Source organism: Streptomyces sp. NPDC093225, from assembly GCF_044753805.1.
In the GTDB taxonomy this organism is placed as follows: Bacteria; Actinomycetota; Actinomycetes; order Streptomycetales; family Streptomycetaceae; genus Streptomyces.
The window spans coordinates 11539-27484 of the sequence record NZ_JBIVNX010000030.1 but is presented as its reverse complement, the minus strand read 5'-3'; the positions used below and the strand labels follow the sequence as shown (position 1 = coordinate 27484).

Here is a 15946-nt window from a genome sequence, read left to right as displayed (position 1 = left end):
TACGGGCGCCCGGGCGTACGGACGCTCACCCGCACTCTCACAGGAACGGCAGCCCATGGCCTCGGTCCCTTCCCTCGCTTCGATCGTCAACCAGCGCGTCGCGGACGCCCTCGTCTCCGCCCTGCCGGAGGCCGGTGCGGCCGACCCGCTGCTGCGACGAAGCGACCGGGCCGACTTCCAGGCCAACGGCATCCTGGCGCTCGCGAAGAAGGCGAAGGCCAACCCGCGCGAGCTGGCGACCACCGTCGTCGACGGCCTGGACAAGGGCGACGTGCTGGCCGAGGTCGAGGTCTCCGGCCCCGGCTTCCTCAACATCACCGTCTCCGACAAGGCGATCGTCGAGACGCTCGCGGCGCGTGCCGCGGACGCCCGGCTCGGCGTGCCCGTCAACGAGAACGCCGGCACGACGGTGATCGACTACGCGCAGCCGAACGTCGCCAAGGAGATGCACGTCGGCCACCTGCGGTCGGCCGTCATCGGCGCCGCGATGGTGGAGATCCTGCAGTTCACCGGCGAGAACGTGATCCGGCGCCACCACATCGGCGACTGGGGCACGCAGTTCGGCATGCTCATCCAGTACCTGATGGAGCACCCGCACGAGCTGGACCACAAGGACGGCGGCGCCGCGGACGCGACGGTCTCCGACGCCTCGGACGAGGCCGGCGAAGAGGCCATGTCCAACCTGAACCGCCTCTACAAGGCCTCGCGCGCGCTGTTCGACGCCGACGAGGAGTTCAAGACCCGGGCCCGGGCCCGGGTGGTGGACCTCCAGGCGGGCGACTCGGAGACCCTCGCCCTGTGGCAGCGGTTCGTGGACGAGTCGAAGATCTACTTCTACTCGGTCTTCAACAAGCTGGACATGGACATCCAGGACGAGGACATCGTCGGCGAGTCCGGCTACAACGACATGCTGGTGGAGACCTGCCGCCTGCTGGAGGAGTCGGGCGTCGCGGTCCGCTCCAACGGCGCGCTGTGCGTGTTCTTCGACGAGTACAAGGGCGTGGACGGCCAGCCGACCCCGCTGATCGTGCAGAAGTCGGACGGCGGCTTCGGCTACGCGGCCACCGACCTGTCGGCGATCCGCGACCGGGTGGGCAACCTGAAGGCGCACAGCCTGATCTACGTCGTGGACGCCCGGCAGTCCCTGCACTTCAAGATGGTCTTCGAGACCGCCCGCCGGGCCGGCTGGCTGAACGAGGACACCAAGGCCGTGCAGCTCGCCTTCGGCACCGTCCTCGGCGCCGACGGCAAGCCGTTCAAGACCCGTGAGGGCGAGACGGTGCGGCTGGTGGACCTGCTGGACGAGGCCGTGGACCGGGCGACGGCCGTGGTCCGCGAGAAGGCCGAGAAGGTCGGCCTGACCGAGCAGGAGATCGTCGAGAACGGCCAGTACGTCGGCATCGGCGCGGTGAAGTACGCCGACCTGTCGACGTCCGCCGCCCGCGACTACAAGTTCGACCTGGACCAGATGGTCTCGCTGAACGGCGACACGTCCGTGTACCTCCAGTACGCGTACGCCCGGATCCGCTCCATCCTGCGCAAGGCGGGCGACCGCACGCCGGCGGCCCACCCGGAGCTGGAGCTGGCTCCGGCCGAGCGGGCCCTGGGTCTGCACCTGGACGGCTTCGGCGCGCTGATCGCCGAGGCGGCCGAGGAGTACGCCCCGCACAAGGTCGCCGCGTACCTGTACCAGCTGTCCTCGCTGTTCACGACCTTCTACGACCAGTGCCCGGTCATCAAGCCGGAGCCGGCGCTCGTCGTCGCCGAGAACCGCCTGTTCCTGTGCGAGCTCACCGCCCGCACCCTGCACCAGGGCATGGCGCTCCTCGGCATCCGCACCCCCGAGCGCCTCTGACGGCCCGGGGGCCGGAAACCGGTCGCATCGGAGGAGCCCGCGGCACCCGTGCCGCGGGCTCCTCCGCGTTCTGCCGCGGGGCGTCGGGGCGTCGAGGCGTCGAGGGCCGGATGTGACAGAACCCGGTCATTGCGGCCACCGGCGACCCGCCGGAATGATCGACGCATGCGCCCACCCCACAGCGTCGTGATCGTCGCCTTCCCCGGTGTCGAGCTCCTCGACGTCACCGGGCCTGCCGAGGTGTTCTCGGTCGCCACCCGGGTGGCGACCGAGAGCCGCCCGGGCTACCGCGTGCGGATCGCCACGCCGGACGGCGGGCCGGTGGCCACCTCCAGCGGCGTACGGCTGGTGGCCGACCTGGCCCTGGACGACGTGGTGCCCGGCGACGTGGACACCCTGCTGGTGTCCGGCGCCGTCCGGGTGGACGGCGCCGGCGTCGAACCGGTCCTCGACGGAGCCGTCGTCGACTGGCTCCGCCGGTCGGCGGCCGGCCCCGGGCGCGTCGGCTCGATCTGCGCGGGGGCCCACCTGCTGGCCGCGGCCGGCCTGCTGGACGGGCTCCGGGCCACCACCCACTGGCTCACGGCGCCCCGCCTCGCCGCCGACCACCCGCGCGTCGACGTCGACCCGGACCCGATCTTCGTCCGGGCCGGGCGGGTGTGGACCTGCGCGGGCATCACGGCGGGGATGGACATGGCGCTCGCCATGGTCGCCGCCGACCACGGGCCCGAACCCGCTCTCGCCACCGCCCGGATGATGGTCATGTACGTCAAACGGTCGGGCGGGCAGAGCCAGTTCAGCGTCCCCCTCGCAGCCGCACCCGCGACCACCGCCGACGCCACCGCCACTCCCGCCGGCGACCGGATCGACGAGCTGCGCGGCTGGATCGGCGAGCACCTGACCGACGACCTCTCCGCCGACGCCCTGGCCGCCCGGCTGCACCTGAGCGTCCGGCACTTCTCCCGGCTCTTCCGGCGCCGTACGTCCACCACGCCGGCCGCCTACGTCGAGTCGGCCCGCCTGGAGGCGGCCCGCCGGCTCCTCCAGGACGGCGACCACGGCCTGCCGGAGGTCGCGGCCCTCAGCGGCCTCGGTTCGGTGGAGAGCCTGCACCGCTCCTTCCGGCGCCGCCTGGGCACGACCCCCGCCGAGTACCGCCGCCGCTTCCGCTAGCCGGACGCGCCTGGCGGCCCCGCCGCCACCCGCCCCCTCCCCCGGCCGCCCCGGACCGCCGCCCGCGCACGCACCACCGCCGGGCGGACCTCCGCCGTGCCCCCGTACCGCCCGCCCCCGTACCCCCTGCCGGCCGCGCGGCCGGCCCCGACTCCCCTCCGAGGAGCAGCACATGCCCCCGACCAAGGTCGTCCCCATCCCCGTCATGGGCCGCCACAACATCAACGCGTACCTGCTCCTGGGCCGCCGCCCCGTCCTCGTCGACGCGGGCACCCCCGGCAGCGGGCGCCTGATCCGCGACCGGATCGCGGCGCACGGCGTCGACCCGGCCGACCTCGCCCTGATCGTCCTCACCCACGGCCACATCGACCACTTCGGCTCCGCCGCCGAACTGCACCGGCTGACCGGCGCGCCGGTCGCGGGGCACGTCGCCGACCTCGGCCCGTACCGCACCGGCCGGGTCCGGGAGCCGTACCTGCCGACCGGCCCGATGGGCCGCCTGATGGCCCGCAACCCCGAGCTGCACGTGCGCGCCGAGCCGCTCGAACCCCAGGTGCTCGTCCGCGGGGAGACCGACCTGGCGGACTTCGGCGTCGCGGCCCGCATCGTGCCCACCCCGGGTCACACGGCGGGTTCCGTGTCCGTCCTCACCGACGGGGGCGACCTCGTGGCGGGCGACCTGATCGCCAACTCCTTCTTCGGCCTCGTCCGCGGCCGCCCGGCCAACCCGCCCTTCCACGACGACCCGCTGGCCAACCTCGCCAGCCTGCGCGCGATGCTCGCCCTCGGCCCGACCGCCCTGCACGTCGGCCACGGCACCGCCCTGGACCCCGACCGGGTCCGCCGCTGGGCCGACCGCGAGCAGCGCCGCCTGACCCGCCGCGCGGCCGGCGGCCGCCTCCGCACGCGAGCCGAGGCCGAGGCCGAGAGCGAGACCGGGGCCGGGACCGGGGCGGAGGCCGGCACCGGGGCCTGACCACGACGCCCGCCCCGCCCCCTTCCTCAGGCCACCGCGCCCGCCGGACGGCCCGCCCGGTGCCGGCGGACCGCGTCGCGGTTGGCGCACCGGTGCGAGCAGTAGCGGCGGCGCCCGGTCCGCGTCGTGTCCGCGAAGACCACGGCGCACTCGGCGACGGCGCACCGGCCGAGCCGGTGCATCCCGCGTCCGACCAGGTGCAGCGCGGTACCGACGGAGATCAGCGTGGCCAGCAGGGCGGCGAGCGGCTGGTCGTCGTCGCGGTAGTGCAGGTGCCAGCCGTCGCCCGCGTGGTCGGTGAGCCGGGGGTGGGCGGCGCCGGCGGCCAGGAGCAGGTTCAGCCGCCCGGCCCGTTCCGCCTCGTCGGCGGCGTCGACGACGCCCTCCCAGGCGTCCAGCAGCACGAGCGAGCGGGCCAGGTCCTCCGGCCCGGCCGGGCCGTCCACCGCCAGTCCGGCCGCGCGGCAGCGGTCGAGCAGTTCCGCGGGGGTCGTCGGCCGCCGGTTGGCGAGCTCGGCGGCCAGGTTCACGGCATCCTCGCCGTAAGGGTTGAGGTGCATAAGACCATTACAGCAGTCTCGTGGTCATGAGTCACCCCACCGAGGCACCGTCCGCGAGCGACGGCACCACGACCCGTTTACGGGCCTCCGCGCCCCCGTTGACCCCCGCACCCGACTCCCCCGGCCCCGGCTCCACCGCCCCGCCCCCGTACCGCTGGGTGGTCCTCGGGGCCGCCACCTTCACCCAGGCCGCCTCCTGCTTCTTCGTCCAGGGCATCGGACCCATGGCCGTCCCCCTGCGACAGGCCCTCGACCTCACCGCCACCCAGCTCGGCCTGCTCCTCTCCGTCACCCAACTGGTCCCACTGGTGGGCCTGTTGGCGGCGGGCGAGCTGCTGGACCGGTACGGCGAACGATGGGTCGTCGGCATCGGCGCCGGCGTGGTCGCCGCGGCCCTGCTCGCCGGCGGCCTGGCGCAGGGGTACGCGTCCCTGCTCGCCGTCCTGCTGGTGGTCGGCGCCGGGTACAGCACGGCCCAGCCCGGTGGCAGCAAGTCGGTGGCGGTGTGGTTCGCCCCGGAGCAGCGCGGACTGGCCATGGGCGTCCGCCAGGCGGGCCTGCCGCTGGGCGGCGCACTGGCCGCCGCGGTCCTGCCCGCCGTCGCCACGGCGTACGGCTGGCGGGCGGCGCTGGTGGTCGGCGGCCTGACCGCCCTCGCGGGCGCCACCGCCTTCACCGCCCTCTACCGCCGCCCGCCCACCGGCCCGCCCCCGGCGGCCGCCCCGGCCCCGGCCCCGCCCCCGGCCGACGTGGACGTCCAGGCGCCGCCCCCGCCCGTCCACAGGCTGGGGATGCTGCGCGAGCCGGCCCTGCGGCGGGCCGTGCTCTCCGGCACCAGCATGGTCTCGGTGCACAGCGGCATCGGCGTGCTCGGTGCGCTGTACCTGCACGAGGTGACGTCCCTCGCCGCCGGCCCGGCGGCGGCGGTCCTGGTGGCGACCCAAGGGGCGGGCGCGCTCGGTCGGATCGCCCTGGCGGCCTGGAGCGACCGCAGCCGCGGCGGCCGCTTCCGTCCCGTGCGGACCTCGATGATCGCGGCACTGGCCGGGCTCGCGGCCCTGGCCACACCGCTCGGCCACTCCCCCTGGGCGGCCGCCGTCGCCCTCACCTGGCTCGGGTTCTTCGGGATCGGCTGGTACGGCCCCTGGGTCGCGTACCTCGCCGAGGCCGCCCCGCCGGGCCGGACCGGCTTCGCGCTCGGCCTGGTCATGGCGGTGAACCAGGTGGCCGTCATCCTGGTCCCGCCGGCCCTCGGCCTCCTGCTCGACGCCACCGGCGGCTTCACCGCGGCGTGGGCGGCCCTCGCCGCCGTGACGGCGGCGGCCCTGGCCGCCACCGCCCACGACGGCCGGGGCCGGGGCCGGGGGCTTCGCCGCGCGGCGAAGCCTTAGGGCGAAGCCCCCGTACGCCCCGGCCGCGGACTCAGGCCGCTTCGACGGGGAGCCCGGCCTCGACCCAGTCCTGGATCCCCTCGCGGTACTTGCGGACGTTGGTGTAGCCGAGGCGGGTGAGCCGGTCGGCGACCTGCCCGCTGTTGGGGCACGCCGGGTTGGAGCAGTAGGTGACGATCGCGGCGTCGAGGTCCGGGAGCAGGGCCGGCGCCTGGGCGTCCACGTCGGCCGGGGCCAGCGCCAGGGCGCCGGGCAGGTGCTGCCGGGCGTAGTACTCACCCCCGAGCGCGTCGACCACGGTCACGGCGCCGGCCTTGATCTCCACCTCGAGCTCGTCGCGGGATACGAGTGCGGTCATGCCACTGCCTCCAAGGGAATCGGACTACAGTCCTCTTATGGCTCACGACAATAACGGACTGCGGTCCGGTTCTGCAACGCCCCTGGAACTGCTGCGGACGCCGCCGCCCAAGGAACGCGCGGACGCGGCCCGGAACCGGGCCGCGGTACTGGAGGCGGCCGCCCGGCTGTTCGCCGAGCAGGGCGTCGAAGCGGTGTCCATGGACCAGGTCGCCGCGGCGGCGGGCGTCGGCAAGGGCACCCTGTTCCGCCGGTTCGGCGACAAGTCGGGATTGGCGGCAGCGCTGCTGGACGCGCGCGAGCGCGTGCTGCAGGAGGCCGTCCTCCAGGGGCCGCCCCCGCTCGGCCCGGGAGCGCCGGCGGCCGAGCGCCTGGCCGCCTTCCTGAACGCGTACTTCGACTACCTGACGGAGCATCTGGCGCTGGTCAGGATGTCCGAGACCGCCACCCCCGGAGCCCGGTACAGGATCGGGGCCTACCGGTTCTGGCACCGCCACGTGGCGATCCTGCTCGCCGGCGCCCCCGACCCCGACCAGGCCGCCCACGCCCTGCTCGCCCCGCTGGCGGCCGACCACGTCGCCGCGCTCCTGCCGGAGCTCGGCGAGCAGCGGATGCGCGCCGGCCTGCTCCGCCTCGCCCGATCGATGGAGTGAGCCGGCCCGCCCACCATGGGCCGGGCCGGCTCACCCGCGGAGCACGGAAGCGGTCAGCCGTTGATCGGGTACGAGTGCTTGCCCGTCGCCTCGTCGATCTCCGTGTGCGCCTTCTCCAGGAGCTGCGACGCGAGGTCCATCAGCGCCCGCGCGCCCGCGATCTCCTCCCCGACCCTCAGCTGCTCCGGGTCGGAGGGGTGGCGCAGGGCGTAGCCGCGCGCCTTGAGTTCCGTGCCGTCGCCGAGCCTGAGGAGGCAGACCGCGCTGGTGCGGTGCCCCTCGTCCACGAACTCGGTCTCGACGTGCCATCCGATGTGCTGGTGCTCAGACATGCCACATCACCTCCACCGCTCCCCTCCTCCCAGGGTGCGGCCGCCCCCGCCGTTCCGCCATCCCCGGCCGTCACACGTCGAACTCGCACCACACCGCCTTCCCCGGCGACCTCGGCACCGCCCCCCACCGGTCGGCGACCCCCGCCACGACCACCAGCCCCCTCCCGACCCCCACCCGCAGCCGCGACAGCCCCGGCCCGCTGTCGTGCACCTCGACGCGCACGACGCCCTCGAAGCGCAGCATCCGCAGTCGGTACCCCCGCCCGGGCGGCACCCCGTGCCGCAGCGCGTTGGTCGCCAGCTCGCTCACGCAGAGCGACACGTCGTGCCGGTGCCGTCCGACGCCCCACGCGTCGAGCGTCTCCACGGCGAAGTCCCGTGCCGCCCGCACGGTTTGGCGGGAGCGGGGGTAGAACCGGTCCCTCATCAGGGCGGGTTGAGTATCCAGATTCACGGGAGGATCGTCGCGGTGCGTGACTACCGTGAACAGTGGCCCGGCCCGTACAAGTTCGTTGTACGGGTCGGGGACGTGATGTACGGCCACGGGTGGGGAGTTCAACCGCATGGCTCGGAGCAAGAACAGGAAGAACACGTCAGCGCACGAGATGATCGGCGCGATGCTCACGAACTTCCGTGCTGCCAAGGGGTGGACGCAGAAGGAGCTCGCTGATGTGGCCGGCTCGCACGCGGAGACGATCGCGTCGATCGAGCAGGGCCGCCGCCCCCTGCTCCTCGACGTTGCGATCCGCCTGGACGTCGTTCTGGATACGCGCGGGACCTTGGAGGTGGCCGTCAGGCACCTGCCCGACTTCGACCAGATCCCTGACGGCGCAGAGGCCTATTTCGACCGCGAGCGCGAAGCCGTGTCGCTGTCCTGGTACGAGTGCCACGTACTGCCGGGACTCCTCCAGACAGAGGCATACGCACTGGCCCTCTTCCGGAGTCGGATCCCCGCCTTCACCGAGGAGGTGCTCAAGAAGCACATGGCGACCCGGATGGGACGCCAGGAGATCCTGCGCCGCGCCGAGCCCCCACAGCTCACCTTCGTGCTCTGGGAGCCCCTGGTCCGCAGCCCGCTCGGCGGGCACGAGGTACACGTCGAACAGATCCGCCACCTGCGTGCCTGCGCCGACCTTCCGTTCCTCACCCTGCAAGTGATGCCGCTCAGTAGCACCAGCAACCCGTGCTCCGGTGCCTTCGTCATCCTCGAAACCCCGGAATACCGGCACCTCGCGTACGCGGAGTCGATGGGTGGAAGCAGCCTCATCGCGGACCCTCAGGAAGTCAGCATGCGCGCGCAGAGGTATGCCATGCTGCGAACGCAGGCCCTCAACGACCGCGAAACCAAAAGCCTGTTAGACCGCAGGCTGGAGGAGCTAGAGCCATGAGCACCATGCGCGCATACGAGTGGCGGAAGTCCAGCTACAGCAACCAGGACGCCGACATGTGCGTCGAAGTGGCCCGAACCCCCGCCACCGTCCACGTCCGGGACTCGAAGGCCAGCGACGGCCCCGTCATCGACCTCGCCCCCGCCGCCTGGGCGGCACTGACCGGCTGGGTCGGCCGGTAGCGCACCCCGGGCGCCGCCCGTCCGCGGACACGACGACGGCCCGGGCCGTCGGACCCGGGCCGTCGCCTTCGGACACCCGCTTCCGCCGCTACCGGCTGATCGGGTACGAGGTCCGCCCCGACGCGCCGTCGATCTCGCCGTGCGCCTTCGTGAGCAGCTGCTCCTTCAGGTCGTTCAACGCGCGCGCCGCCGCGATCTCCTCACCCACCCGCGGCTGGTTCCCGTCGGACGGGTGGCGGCTGGCGTAGCCGCGCGAGCGCAACTCGCTGCCGTCGGGCAGCCGGACCAGGGCCGCCGCGCGGGTGTGTTTGCTGTCCTCCTGGAACTCCATGTCGACGTGCCATCCCACGGCGTCCTTCATGGCGATCACCTCCGGGCCACCACGGATCCGGGCCGGGCCCCGGGCCCGGCCGCTGATTCCAGCGTGCACCCGCGACCGCGCCCCCGCACGGCACGGGCGTGCACGGGACGGGGGCGCGGTCGGAAGGCCGGACGAAGCCGGCGGACGGGTCAGCGCTCGCGGCGCAGCCAGCCGGCGACCTCGGTCGCCCAGTAGGTGAGGATCGTGTCCGCGCCGGCGCGCTTGATGCCGGTCAGCGTCTCCAGGACGGCCCGGTCGCGCTCGATCCAGCCCTTCTCCGCGGCGGCCTCGATCATCGCGTACTCGCCGCTGATCTGGTACGCCGAGACCGGCACGTCCACGGCCTGCGCCACCCGGTGGAGGATGTCGAGGTACGGGCCCGCCGGCTTGACCATGACCATGTCCGCGCCCTCCTCCAGGTCGAGGGCGAGCTCGCGCAGGGACTCCTTCGCGTTGGCCGGGTCCTGCTGGTAGGTCTTGCGGTCGCCCTGCAGCGAGGAGGCGACGGCCTCGCGGAAGGGGCCGTAGAAGGCGGAGGAGTACTTGGCCGTGTAGGCGAGGATCGACACGTCCTCGTGGCCGGTCTCGTCCAGGGCGTCGCGGATGACGCCGACCTGGCCGTCCATCATGCCGCTCGGGCCCACCACGTGGACGCCCGCGTCGGCCTGGACCTGGGCCATCTCGGCGTACCGCTCCAGGGTGGCGTCGTTGTCGACGCGGCCGTTCTCGTCCAGGACGCCGCAGTGGCCGTGGTCGGTGTACTCGTCCAGGCACAGGTCCGACATGATCACCAGGTCGTCCCCGACCTCGGCCCTCACGTCGCGGATGGCGAGCTGGAGGATGCCGTCCGGCTCGGTGCCGGCCGTGCCCAGGGCGTCCTTGTTCTCGTCCGCCGGGACGCCGAAGAGCATGATGCCGGCGACGCCCGCCTCGACCGCCTCGGCGGCGGCCTTGCGGAGGGTGTCGCGGGTGTGCTGGACCACGCCCGGCATGGCCTTGATCGCCAGCGGCTCGCTGATGCCCTCGCGCACGAAGGCCGGGAGGATCAGGTCGGCCGGGTGCAGGCGGGTCTCGGCGACCATCCGCCGCATCGCGGGGGTGGTGCGCAGGCGGCGGGGCCGCGAGCCGGGGAAGGATCCGTACACGCTCATGTTCAGTTCGCCTCTGGGTGGATTCGAAGCTGGCGCATCAAGCGTAGGGCCCGGGCGGCTGTCAGCCTCCCGGGCCCTTCTCGAACTCGCCGTGCGGCGCCGTCACGCGCCGTGCGCGGCCCTAACCGGCCGGCAGCCGTCACGTGGTCCGCCGCCGCCGGGCGCCCGGCCTGCGCTCGCTGGGACGGGCCACGACCTCGCCCGCCTCCTTGGCCGCGTCGCGGCGGGCCGCACCGTACTCCGCCAGCGCCTCCGCCAGCTTCGAGACCGAGGGCTCGGGCGACAGGACGTCCACCCGCAGGCCGTGCTCCTCGGCGGTCTTCGCCGTGGCCGGGCCGATGCAGGCGATGACGGTGACGTTGTGCGGCTTGCCGGCGATGCCGACCAGGTTCCGCACGGTCGAGGACGACGTGAAGAGAACGGCGTCGAAGCCGCCGCCCTTGATCGCCTCGCGCGTCTCCGCCGGCGGCGGCGAGGCGCGCACGGTGCGGTACGCCGTGACGTCGTCGACCTCCCAGCCCAGCTCGATCAGGCCCGCCACCAGCGTCTCCGTGGCGATGTCGGCGCGCGGCAGGAAGACGCGGTCGATCGGGTCGAAGACCGGGTCGTACGGCGGCCAGTCCTCCAGCAGCCCGGCGGCGGACTGCTCGCCGCTCGGCACCAGGTCCGGCTTGACGCCGAACTCGACCAGCGCGGCGGCGGTCTGCTCGCCCACCGCGGCGACCTTGATGCCCGCGAAGGCACGCGCGTCGAGCCCGTACTCCTCGAACTTCTCGCGCACCGCCTTCACCGCGTTGACCGACGTGAAGGCGATCCACTCGTAGCGGCCGGTGACCAGGCCCTTGACCGCCCGCTCCATCTGCTGCGGGGTGCGCGGCGGCTCGACGGCGATGGTCGGCACCTCGTGCGGCACCGCGCCGTAGCTGCGCAGCTGGTCGGAGAGCGAGGCGGCCTGCTCCTTGGTGCGCGGCACCAGCACCCGCCAGCCGAACAGCGGCTTCGACTCGAACCACGCGAGCTCGTCGCGGCGGGCGGTCGTGGAGTGCTCCCCGACCACGGCTATGACGGGCTGGTGGCCCTCGGGCGAGGGCAGCACCTTGCCCTGCTTGAAGACCTGCGCGATCGACCCCAGCGTGGCGGTCCAGGTGCGCTGCCGGGTCGTCGTACCGGCGACCGTGACGGTCAGCGGGGTGTCGGGCTTGCGGCCGGCCGTGACCAGCTCGGTAGCGGCCGCCGCCACGGTCTCCAGCGTCGCGGACACGACGAGGGTGCCGTCGCTGGCACCCACCTCGGTCCAGCAGCGGGCCGAGGCGGTACGGGCGTCCACGAAGCGGACGTCCGCACCGTGCCCGTCGCGCAGCGGCACGCCCGCGTACGCCGGCACGCCGACGGCGGTCGCGACACCGGGCACCACCTCGAAGGGGATGCCCGCGGTCGCGCAAGCGAGCATCTCCTCGGCGGCGTTGCCGTCGAGACCGGGGTCGCCGGTGACGGCACGGACGACCCGCCTGCCGGTCCGCGCGGCCTCCATGACAAGATTGGCCGCATCGCGGATCACCGGGACTCCGGCGGCTGCTGACGTCTCGTCAGCGACCGTCAGCTGCGGCGTGTCGACCGCTGCCCGCGCGTGCGTGCGTACGACGTCGAGCACCTCGGGCTCCGCGATCAGTACGTCCGCGGCGGCGAGGGCCTCGACCGCCCGCAGCGTGAGCAGTCCCGGGTCGCCGGGGCCGGCACCCAGGAAGGTGACGTGCCCGTGGGCCGCGACCGCCGGGAAAGCGGAGGTGGTGGAAGGTGTGGGGCTCAAAGTGCTCGCTCCCCCATAAGACCGGCCGCACCCTTCGCCAGCATCTCGTCCGCGAGTTCGCGGCCGAGCGCCATCGCCTCGTCGTACGACTGGGGCACGGGACCGGTGGTGGACAGCTGCACCAGCGTCGAGCCGTCGGTGGTGCCGACGACGCCGCGCAGGCGCATTTCGGTGACATCCCCGCCGTCGCCGTGCGGCAGCAGGTCCGCGAGCGCACCCACCGGTGCGCTGCAGCCTGCCTCCAGGGCGGCGAGCAGGGAACGCTCGGCGGTGACGGCGGCCCGGGTGTGCGGGTCGTCGAGCTGCGCGAGCGTGGCGGCGAGGTCCGCGTTGGCCGCGGTGCACTCGATAGCCAGGGCGCCCTGACCGGGCGCGGGCAGGACGTTGTCGACCGACAGGTGGTCGGTCGCCTCGGCACTGCGGCCGATGCGGTTCAGGCCGGCGGCTGCCAGCACGACCGCGTCCAGCTCGCCGTCCCGCACGTATCCGATGCGGGTGTCGACGTTGCCGCGGATCGCGACGGTCTCGATCGACTTGCCGAGCTGGCGGGCGTAGTGGTTGAGCTGCGCCATGCGGCGCGGCGACCCGGTGCCCACACGGGCGCCGTCGGGAAGCTGCTCGAAGGTCAGACCGTCACGGGCGACCAGCACGTCGCGCGGGTCCTCGCGGCGCGGCATGGCGGCGATGACGAGCTCGGCGGGCTGCGCGGTGGGCAGGTCCTTGAGGGAGTGCACCGCGAAGTCGACCTCGTCGCGCAGCAGGGCGTCGCGCAGGGCGGTCACGAAGACGCCGGTGCCGCCGATCTGCGCGAGGTTCTCGCGGGAGACGTCCCCGTACGTGGTGATCTCGACGAGCTCGACCGGCCGGCCGGTGAGGGCGCGCACGGCGTCGGCGACGTGCCCGGACTGGGCCATGGCCAGCTTGCTGCGCCGCGTCCCGAGACGCAGCGGCCGCTGCTCCCCGGCCGCGGCCCCGGCGTCCTGGGCGGGATTCGCTGACTTCGCTGAGTTCATGATGCTGCCGGTCCTGTGTTCTTGACGCGGCTGACGGCGGCGACCGTCTCCGGGTCGAGGTCGAAGAGTTCCCGCAGGGCGTCGGCGTACCCGGCGCCGCCGGGCTCGCTGGCGAGCTGCTTGACCCGCACGGTGGGCGCGTGCAGGAGCTTGTCGACGACGCGGCGGACGGTCTGGGTGACCTCGGCCCGCTGCCGCTCGTCGAGTTCGGGAAGCCGCCCGTCGAGCCGGGCCACTTCACTGGCGACCACCTCGGCCGCCATCGCGCGCAGCGCGACGACGGTGGGGGTGATGTGCGCGGCCCGCTGGGCCGCGCCGAAGGCGGCCACCTCGGCGGCCACGATCGCCTTGACCTGGTCGACGTCGGCCGCCATGGGCGCGTCGGCGGAGGCCTCGGCGAGCGACTCGATGTCCACCAGTCGTACGCCGGCCAGGCGGTGCACGGCGGCGTCGACGTCACGGGGCATGGCGAGGTCGAGCAGCGCGATCCGCACCGCCCCACCGCTCTGGCCGCCCTGCTGCGGGACGGTGGCCCGCCGGACGGCCTGGCGCCCGGTGGCCTCGGCCCGGTCGGCCCAGGCGCCGTGCAGCTCGAGCGAGGTGGCGTCCACCCCGGCGATCGCGGCCCGGCCGCTGGCGCCGGGCGCCAGGTCCACCGGGCAGGCGTCGGCGTCGGCGCTCACGCCCGTACCGGCCGCCAGCGTCCGCGCCGCACCCGCGTCGGCGAGCCGTCCGAGCCGTGCCGCGGCCTCGGCGAGCCGCGCGACGACCTGCGGGTCGGCGTCGACGGTGACGGCCGCGGACGGGGTCCGGGCCGCACGGTCGGCGACCGGGACGGCCGGAACGGGCTGTCCGGACACGGTTCCCGCGGTGCGTCCCGCACCGACCGTGCCGGGCGCCACCGCGCCGACGGACACGCGCTCCGCGAGGGCGGCGGCGATGTCGTCGGCGGTCAGCACCAGACCGGTCGCCCCCGTGCAGGAGACGGCCACGTCGACTCGTGTCAGTTCGCGTGCGACGGCGTCCATGGCGACCGCCCGCGCGGCCACCTTCTCGCCCAGGATCTCCACCAGCCGCTCCGCGCGCTCCAGCGTGCGGTTGGCGACCACGACCTCGGCCACGCCCGCCCGCGCGAGCGTCGCCGCGGCCAGCGAGGACATCGAGCCGGCGCCGATGACCAGCGCCCGCTTGCCCGCGGCCCAGGCCTCGACCGGCACGCCCATGGAGAGCTGCTCGAGGCCGAACGTGACCAGCGACTGGCCCGCCCGGTCGATGCCGGTCTCGGAGTGCGCGCGCTTGCCGACCCGCAGCGCCTGCTGGAAGAGGTCGTTGATCAGGCGCCCGGCGGTGTGGAGCTCCTGCCCCAGCGCGAGCGCGTCCTTGATCTGGCCGAGGATCTGACCCTCGCCCACGACCATCGAGTCCAGGCCGCACGCCACCGAGAACAGGTGGTGCACCGCCCGGTCCTCGTAGTGCACGTACAGGTAGGGGGTGAGCTCCTCCAGCGCCACGCCGCTGTGCTGGGCGAGCAGCGTGGACAGCTCGGCGACGCCGGCGTGGAACTTGTCCACGTCCGCGTACAGCTCGATGCGGTTGCAGGTGGCGAGGACCGCCGCCTCCGTCGCCGGCTCGGCGGCCAGCGTGTCGTGCAGCAGCTTCGCCTTCGCGTCCACGGACAGCGAGGCCCGCTCCAGCACGCTCACGGGCGCGCTGCGGTGGCTCAGCCCTACGACGAGCAGACTCATGCCGGCATCACCGCCGGGACGTCGCCCTCGGGGCCGCCGGAGGCGGCGGAGGCGGCGGCCTTGCGGGCACCGGCGCGCGCCGCACCCGCCGCGGCCTCCACGGCCGCGGAGGCGGAGGCCGAGGCGGAGCCCTCGGCGGGAGTCGCGGCACCGGCCGGAACGGCACCGGCGACGGGCGCGTCGCCCGTACCGGCACCCGCGCCACCACCGGCCGCGGCGCCGGAACCGGCACCCGGCCCGGAAGCCGCCGGCGGCTCCTCGCCGGCCTTGCGCTGCTCGTGGAACGCGAGGATCTGCAGCTCGATGGAGAGGTCGACCTTGCGCACGTCCACGCCCTCGGGCACGGACAGCACGGTCGGCGCGAAGTTCAGGATGGAGGTCACGCCCGCGGCGACGAGCCGGTCGCAGACCTGCTGCGCGGCGCCGGCGGGGGTGGCGATGACACCGATGGAGACGCCGTTCTCCTCGATGATCTTCTCCAGCTCGTCGGTGTGCTGCACCGCGATGCCGGCCACCGGCTTTCCGGCCATCGCCGGGTCCGCATCGATGAGCGCGGCCACGCGGAAGCCACGGGAGGCGAACCCGCCGTAATTGGCCAGGGCCGCGCCGAGGTTACCGATACCGACGATCACGACCGGCCAGTCCTGGGTCAGGCCGAGCTCTCGGGAGATCTGGTAGACGAGGTACTCGACGTCGTAGCCGACACCGCGGGTGCCGTAGGAGCCGAGGTACGAGAAGTCCTTGCGCAGCTTCGCGGAATTGACGCCCGCGGCGGCCGCGAGCTCCTCCGAGGAGACCGTGGGCACCGAGCGCTCGGAGAGCGCGGTGAGAGCCCGCAGGTACAGCGGGAGCCGGGCGACGGTGGCCTCGGGAATGCCTCGGCTGCGGGTCGCCGGTCGGTGATTTCGGCCAGTTGCCACGATGCTCCTGCGGGATGAGCGGGGCTGTGGGCGGTCGCTTGTCCCATGACCGCCCCGTCGACAGCAGGCTATGTCTTTGTGA

17 protein-coding genes are annotated in these 15946 nt (G+C 74.0%); 7 read left to right on the top strand and 10 right to left on the bottom strand.

Translation table 11 applies throughout. The annotated features are described in order from the left end of the window. Window positions 1-55 precede the first annotated feature (55 nt). From argS to ACIQCH_RS24880, 3 genes are all read left to right on the top strand, one after another. A complete protein-coding gene (gene argS / locus ACIQCH_RS24890; protein ID WP_402584297.1) occupies window positions 56-1855 on the top strand; it encodes an arginine--tRNA ligase in 1800 nt (599 codons plus the stop codon). 165 nt (window positions 1856-2020) lie between these two features. Then, a complete protein-coding gene (locus ACIQCH_RS24885; protein WP_402584295.1) occupies window positions 2021-3028 on the top strand; it encodes a GlxA family transcriptional regulator in 1008 nt (335 codons plus the stop codon). 172 nt (window positions 3029-3200) lie between these two features. Next, complete coding sequence (locus ACIQCH_RS24880; RefSeq protein WP_402584293.1) at window positions 3201-4004, top strand: MBL fold metallo-hydrolase; 804 nt, start codon at window positions 3201-3203, stop codon at window positions 4002-4004. A gap of 26 nt (window positions 4005-4030) precedes the next feature. Here the strand turns inward: ACIQCH_RS24880 and ACIQCH_RS24875 are convergent, their stop codons facing one another. Then, window positions 4031-4564 carry a CGNR zinc finger domain-containing protein gene (locus tag ACIQCH_RS24875; RefSeq protein ID WP_402584291.1) on the bottom strand — a complete coding sequence of 178 codons (534 nt, stop codon included), beginning with the start codon at window positions 4562-4564 and terminating at the stop codon, window positions 4031-4033. 98 nt (window positions 4565-4662) lie between these two features. Between ACIQCH_RS24875 and ACIQCH_RS24870 the strand changes: the two genes are divergently transcribed. Next, complete coding sequence (locus ACIQCH_RS24870; protein WP_402584289.1) at window positions 4663-5955, top strand: MFS transporter; 1293 nt, start codon at window positions 4663-4665, stop codon at window positions 5953-5955. Window positions 5956-5986: 31 nt separating this feature from the next. Here the strand turns inward: ACIQCH_RS24870 and ACIQCH_RS24865 are convergent, their stop codons facing one another. Then, a complete protein-coding gene (locus ACIQCH_RS24865) occupies window positions 5987-6313 on the bottom strand; it encodes a rhodanese-like domain-containing protein (protein WP_402584287.1) in 327 nt (108 codons plus the stop codon). Between the two features lie 37 nt (window positions 6314-6350). Here ACIQCH_RS24865 and ACIQCH_RS24860 point away from each other — a divergent pair, with 37 nt between their 5' ends. Continuing rightward, window positions 6351-6965, top strand: a complete 615-nt coding sequence (locus tag ACIQCH_RS24860; protein ID WP_402584285.1) for a TetR/AcrR family transcriptional regulator — start codon at window positions 6351-6353, stop codon at window positions 6963-6965. 53 nt (window positions 6966-7018) lie between these two features. Here the strand turns inward: ACIQCH_RS24860 and ACIQCH_RS24855 are convergent, their stop codons facing one another. Continuing rightward, window positions 7019-7297 carry a DUF1876 domain-containing protein gene (locus ACIQCH_RS24855; RefSeq protein WP_402584284.1) on the bottom strand — a complete coding sequence of 93 codons (279 nt, stop codon included), beginning with the start codon at window positions 7295-7297 and terminating at the stop codon, window positions 7019-7021. Window positions 7298-7367: 70 nt separating this feature from the next. Beyond that, window positions 7368-7751, bottom strand: a complete 384-nt coding sequence (locus ACIQCH_RS24850; RefSeq protein WP_402584282.1) for an ATP-binding protein — start codon at window positions 7749-7751, stop codon at window positions 7368-7370. Window positions 7752-7860: 109 nt separating this feature from the next. On the opposite strand from ACIQCH_RS24850, the gene ACIQCH_RS24845 reads away from it, so the two are divergent. Next, entirely contained in the window at window positions 7861-8685 is an 825-nt protein-coding gene (locus ACIQCH_RS24845; protein ID WP_402584280.1) for a helix-turn-helix domain-containing protein, read from the top strand. After that, entirely contained in the window at window positions 8682-8867 is a 186-nt protein-coding gene (locus ACIQCH_RS24840; protein ID WP_402584278.1) for a DUF397 domain-containing protein, read from the top strand. Before ACIQCH_RS24845 ends, ACIQCH_RS24840 begins: the two co-directional genes overlap by 4 nt. A gap of 88 nt (window positions 8868-8955) precedes the next feature. Here the strand turns inward: ACIQCH_RS24840 and ACIQCH_RS24835 are convergent, their stop codons facing one another. From ACIQCH_RS24835 to ACIQCH_RS24810, 6 genes are all read right to left on the bottom strand, one after another. Beyond that, window positions 8956-9228, bottom strand: coding sequence for a DUF1876 domain-containing protein (locus tag ACIQCH_RS24835; protein WP_402584276.1), 273 nt, complete (start codon window positions 9226-9228; stop codon window positions 8956-8958). A 149-nt stretch (window positions 9229-9377) separates the two neighbouring features. Then, entirely contained in the window at window positions 9378-10379 is a 1002-nt protein-coding gene (gene hemB, locus ACIQCH_RS24830; protein WP_402584274.1) for a porphobilinogen synthase, read from the bottom strand. A 139-nt stretch (window positions 10380-10518) separates the two neighbouring features. Continuing rightward, complete coding sequence (locus ACIQCH_RS24825) at window positions 10519-12186, bottom strand: uroporphyrinogen-III synthase (protein ID WP_402584272.1); 1668 nt, start codon at window positions 12184-12186, stop codon at window positions 10519-10521. Next, a complete protein-coding gene (gene hemC, locus ACIQCH_RS24820) occupies window positions 12183-13199 on the bottom strand; it encodes a hydroxymethylbilane synthase (RefSeq protein WP_402584270.1) in 1017 nt (338 codons plus the stop codon). Before hemC ends, ACIQCH_RS24825 begins: the two co-directional genes overlap by 4 nt. Further along, window positions 13196-14944: a glutamyl-tRNA reductase gene (locus ACIQCH_RS24815; protein WP_402584268.1), complete on the bottom strand. Its 1749-nt coding sequence runs from the start codon at window positions 14942-14944 to the stop codon at window positions 13196-13198. The genes hemC and ACIQCH_RS24815 overlap by 4 nt, the downstream gene beginning before the upstream one ends. Continuing rightward, window positions 14941-15864: a redox-sensing transcriptional repressor Rex gene (locus ACIQCH_RS24810; protein WP_402584266.1), complete on the bottom strand. Its 924-nt coding sequence runs from the start codon at window positions 15862-15864 to the stop codon at window positions 14941-14943. The genes ACIQCH_RS24815 and ACIQCH_RS24810 overlap by 4 nt, the downstream gene beginning before the upstream one ends. Window positions 15865-15946: the final 82 nt, after the last annotated feature.

Coding starts and splice junctions, on each gene's coding strand:
- argS (WP_402584297.1), top strand. CDS start 56: ATGGCCTCGGTCCCTTCCCTCGCTTCGATCGTCAACCAGCGCGTCGCG.
- ACIQCH_RS24885 (WP_402584295.1), top strand. CDS start 2,021: ATGCGCCCACCCCACAGCGTCGTGATCGTCGCCTTCCCCGGTGTCGAG.
- ACIQCH_RS24880 (WP_402584293.1), top strand. CDS start 3,201: ATGCCCCCGACCAAGGTCGTCCCCATCCCCGTCATGGGCCGCCACAAC.
- ACIQCH_RS24875 (WP_402584291.1), bottom strand. CDS start 4,564: ATGCACCTCAACCCTTACGGCGAGGATGCCGTGAACCTGGCCGCCGAG.
- ACIQCH_RS24865 (WP_402584287.1), bottom strand. CDS start 6,313: ATGACCGCACTCGTATCCCGCGACGAGCTCGAGGTGGAGATCAAGGCC.
- ACIQCH_RS24860 (WP_402584285.1), top strand. CDS start 6,351: ATGGCTCACGACAATAACGGACTGCGGTCCGGTTCTGCAACGCCCCTG.
- ACIQCH_RS24855 (WP_402584284.1), bottom strand. CDS start 7,297: ATGTCTGAGCACCAGCACATCGGATGGCACGTCGAGACCGAGTTCGTG.
- ACIQCH_RS24845 (WP_402584280.1), top strand. CDS start 7,861: ATGGCTCGGAGCAAGAACAGGAAGAACACGTCAGCGCACGAGATGATC.
- ACIQCH_RS24840 (WP_402584278.1), top strand. CDS start 8,682: ATGAGCACCATGCGCGCATACGAGTGGCGGAAGTCCAGCTACAGCAAC.
- ACIQCH_RS24835 (WP_402584276.1), bottom strand. CDS start 9,228: ATGAAGGACGCCGTGGGATGGCACGTCGACATGGAGTTCCAGGAGGAC.
- hemB (WP_402584274.1), bottom strand. CDS start 10,379: ATGAGCGTGTACGGATCCTTCCCCGGCTCGCGGCCCCGCCGCCTGCGC.
- hemC (WP_402584270.1), bottom strand. CDS start 13,199: ATGAACTCAGCGAAGTCAGCGAATCCCGCCCAGGACGCCGGGGCCGCG.
- ACIQCH_RS24815 (WP_402584268.1), bottom strand. CDS start 14,944: ATGAGTCTGCTCGTCGTAGGGCTGAGCCACCGCAGCGCGCCCGTGAGC.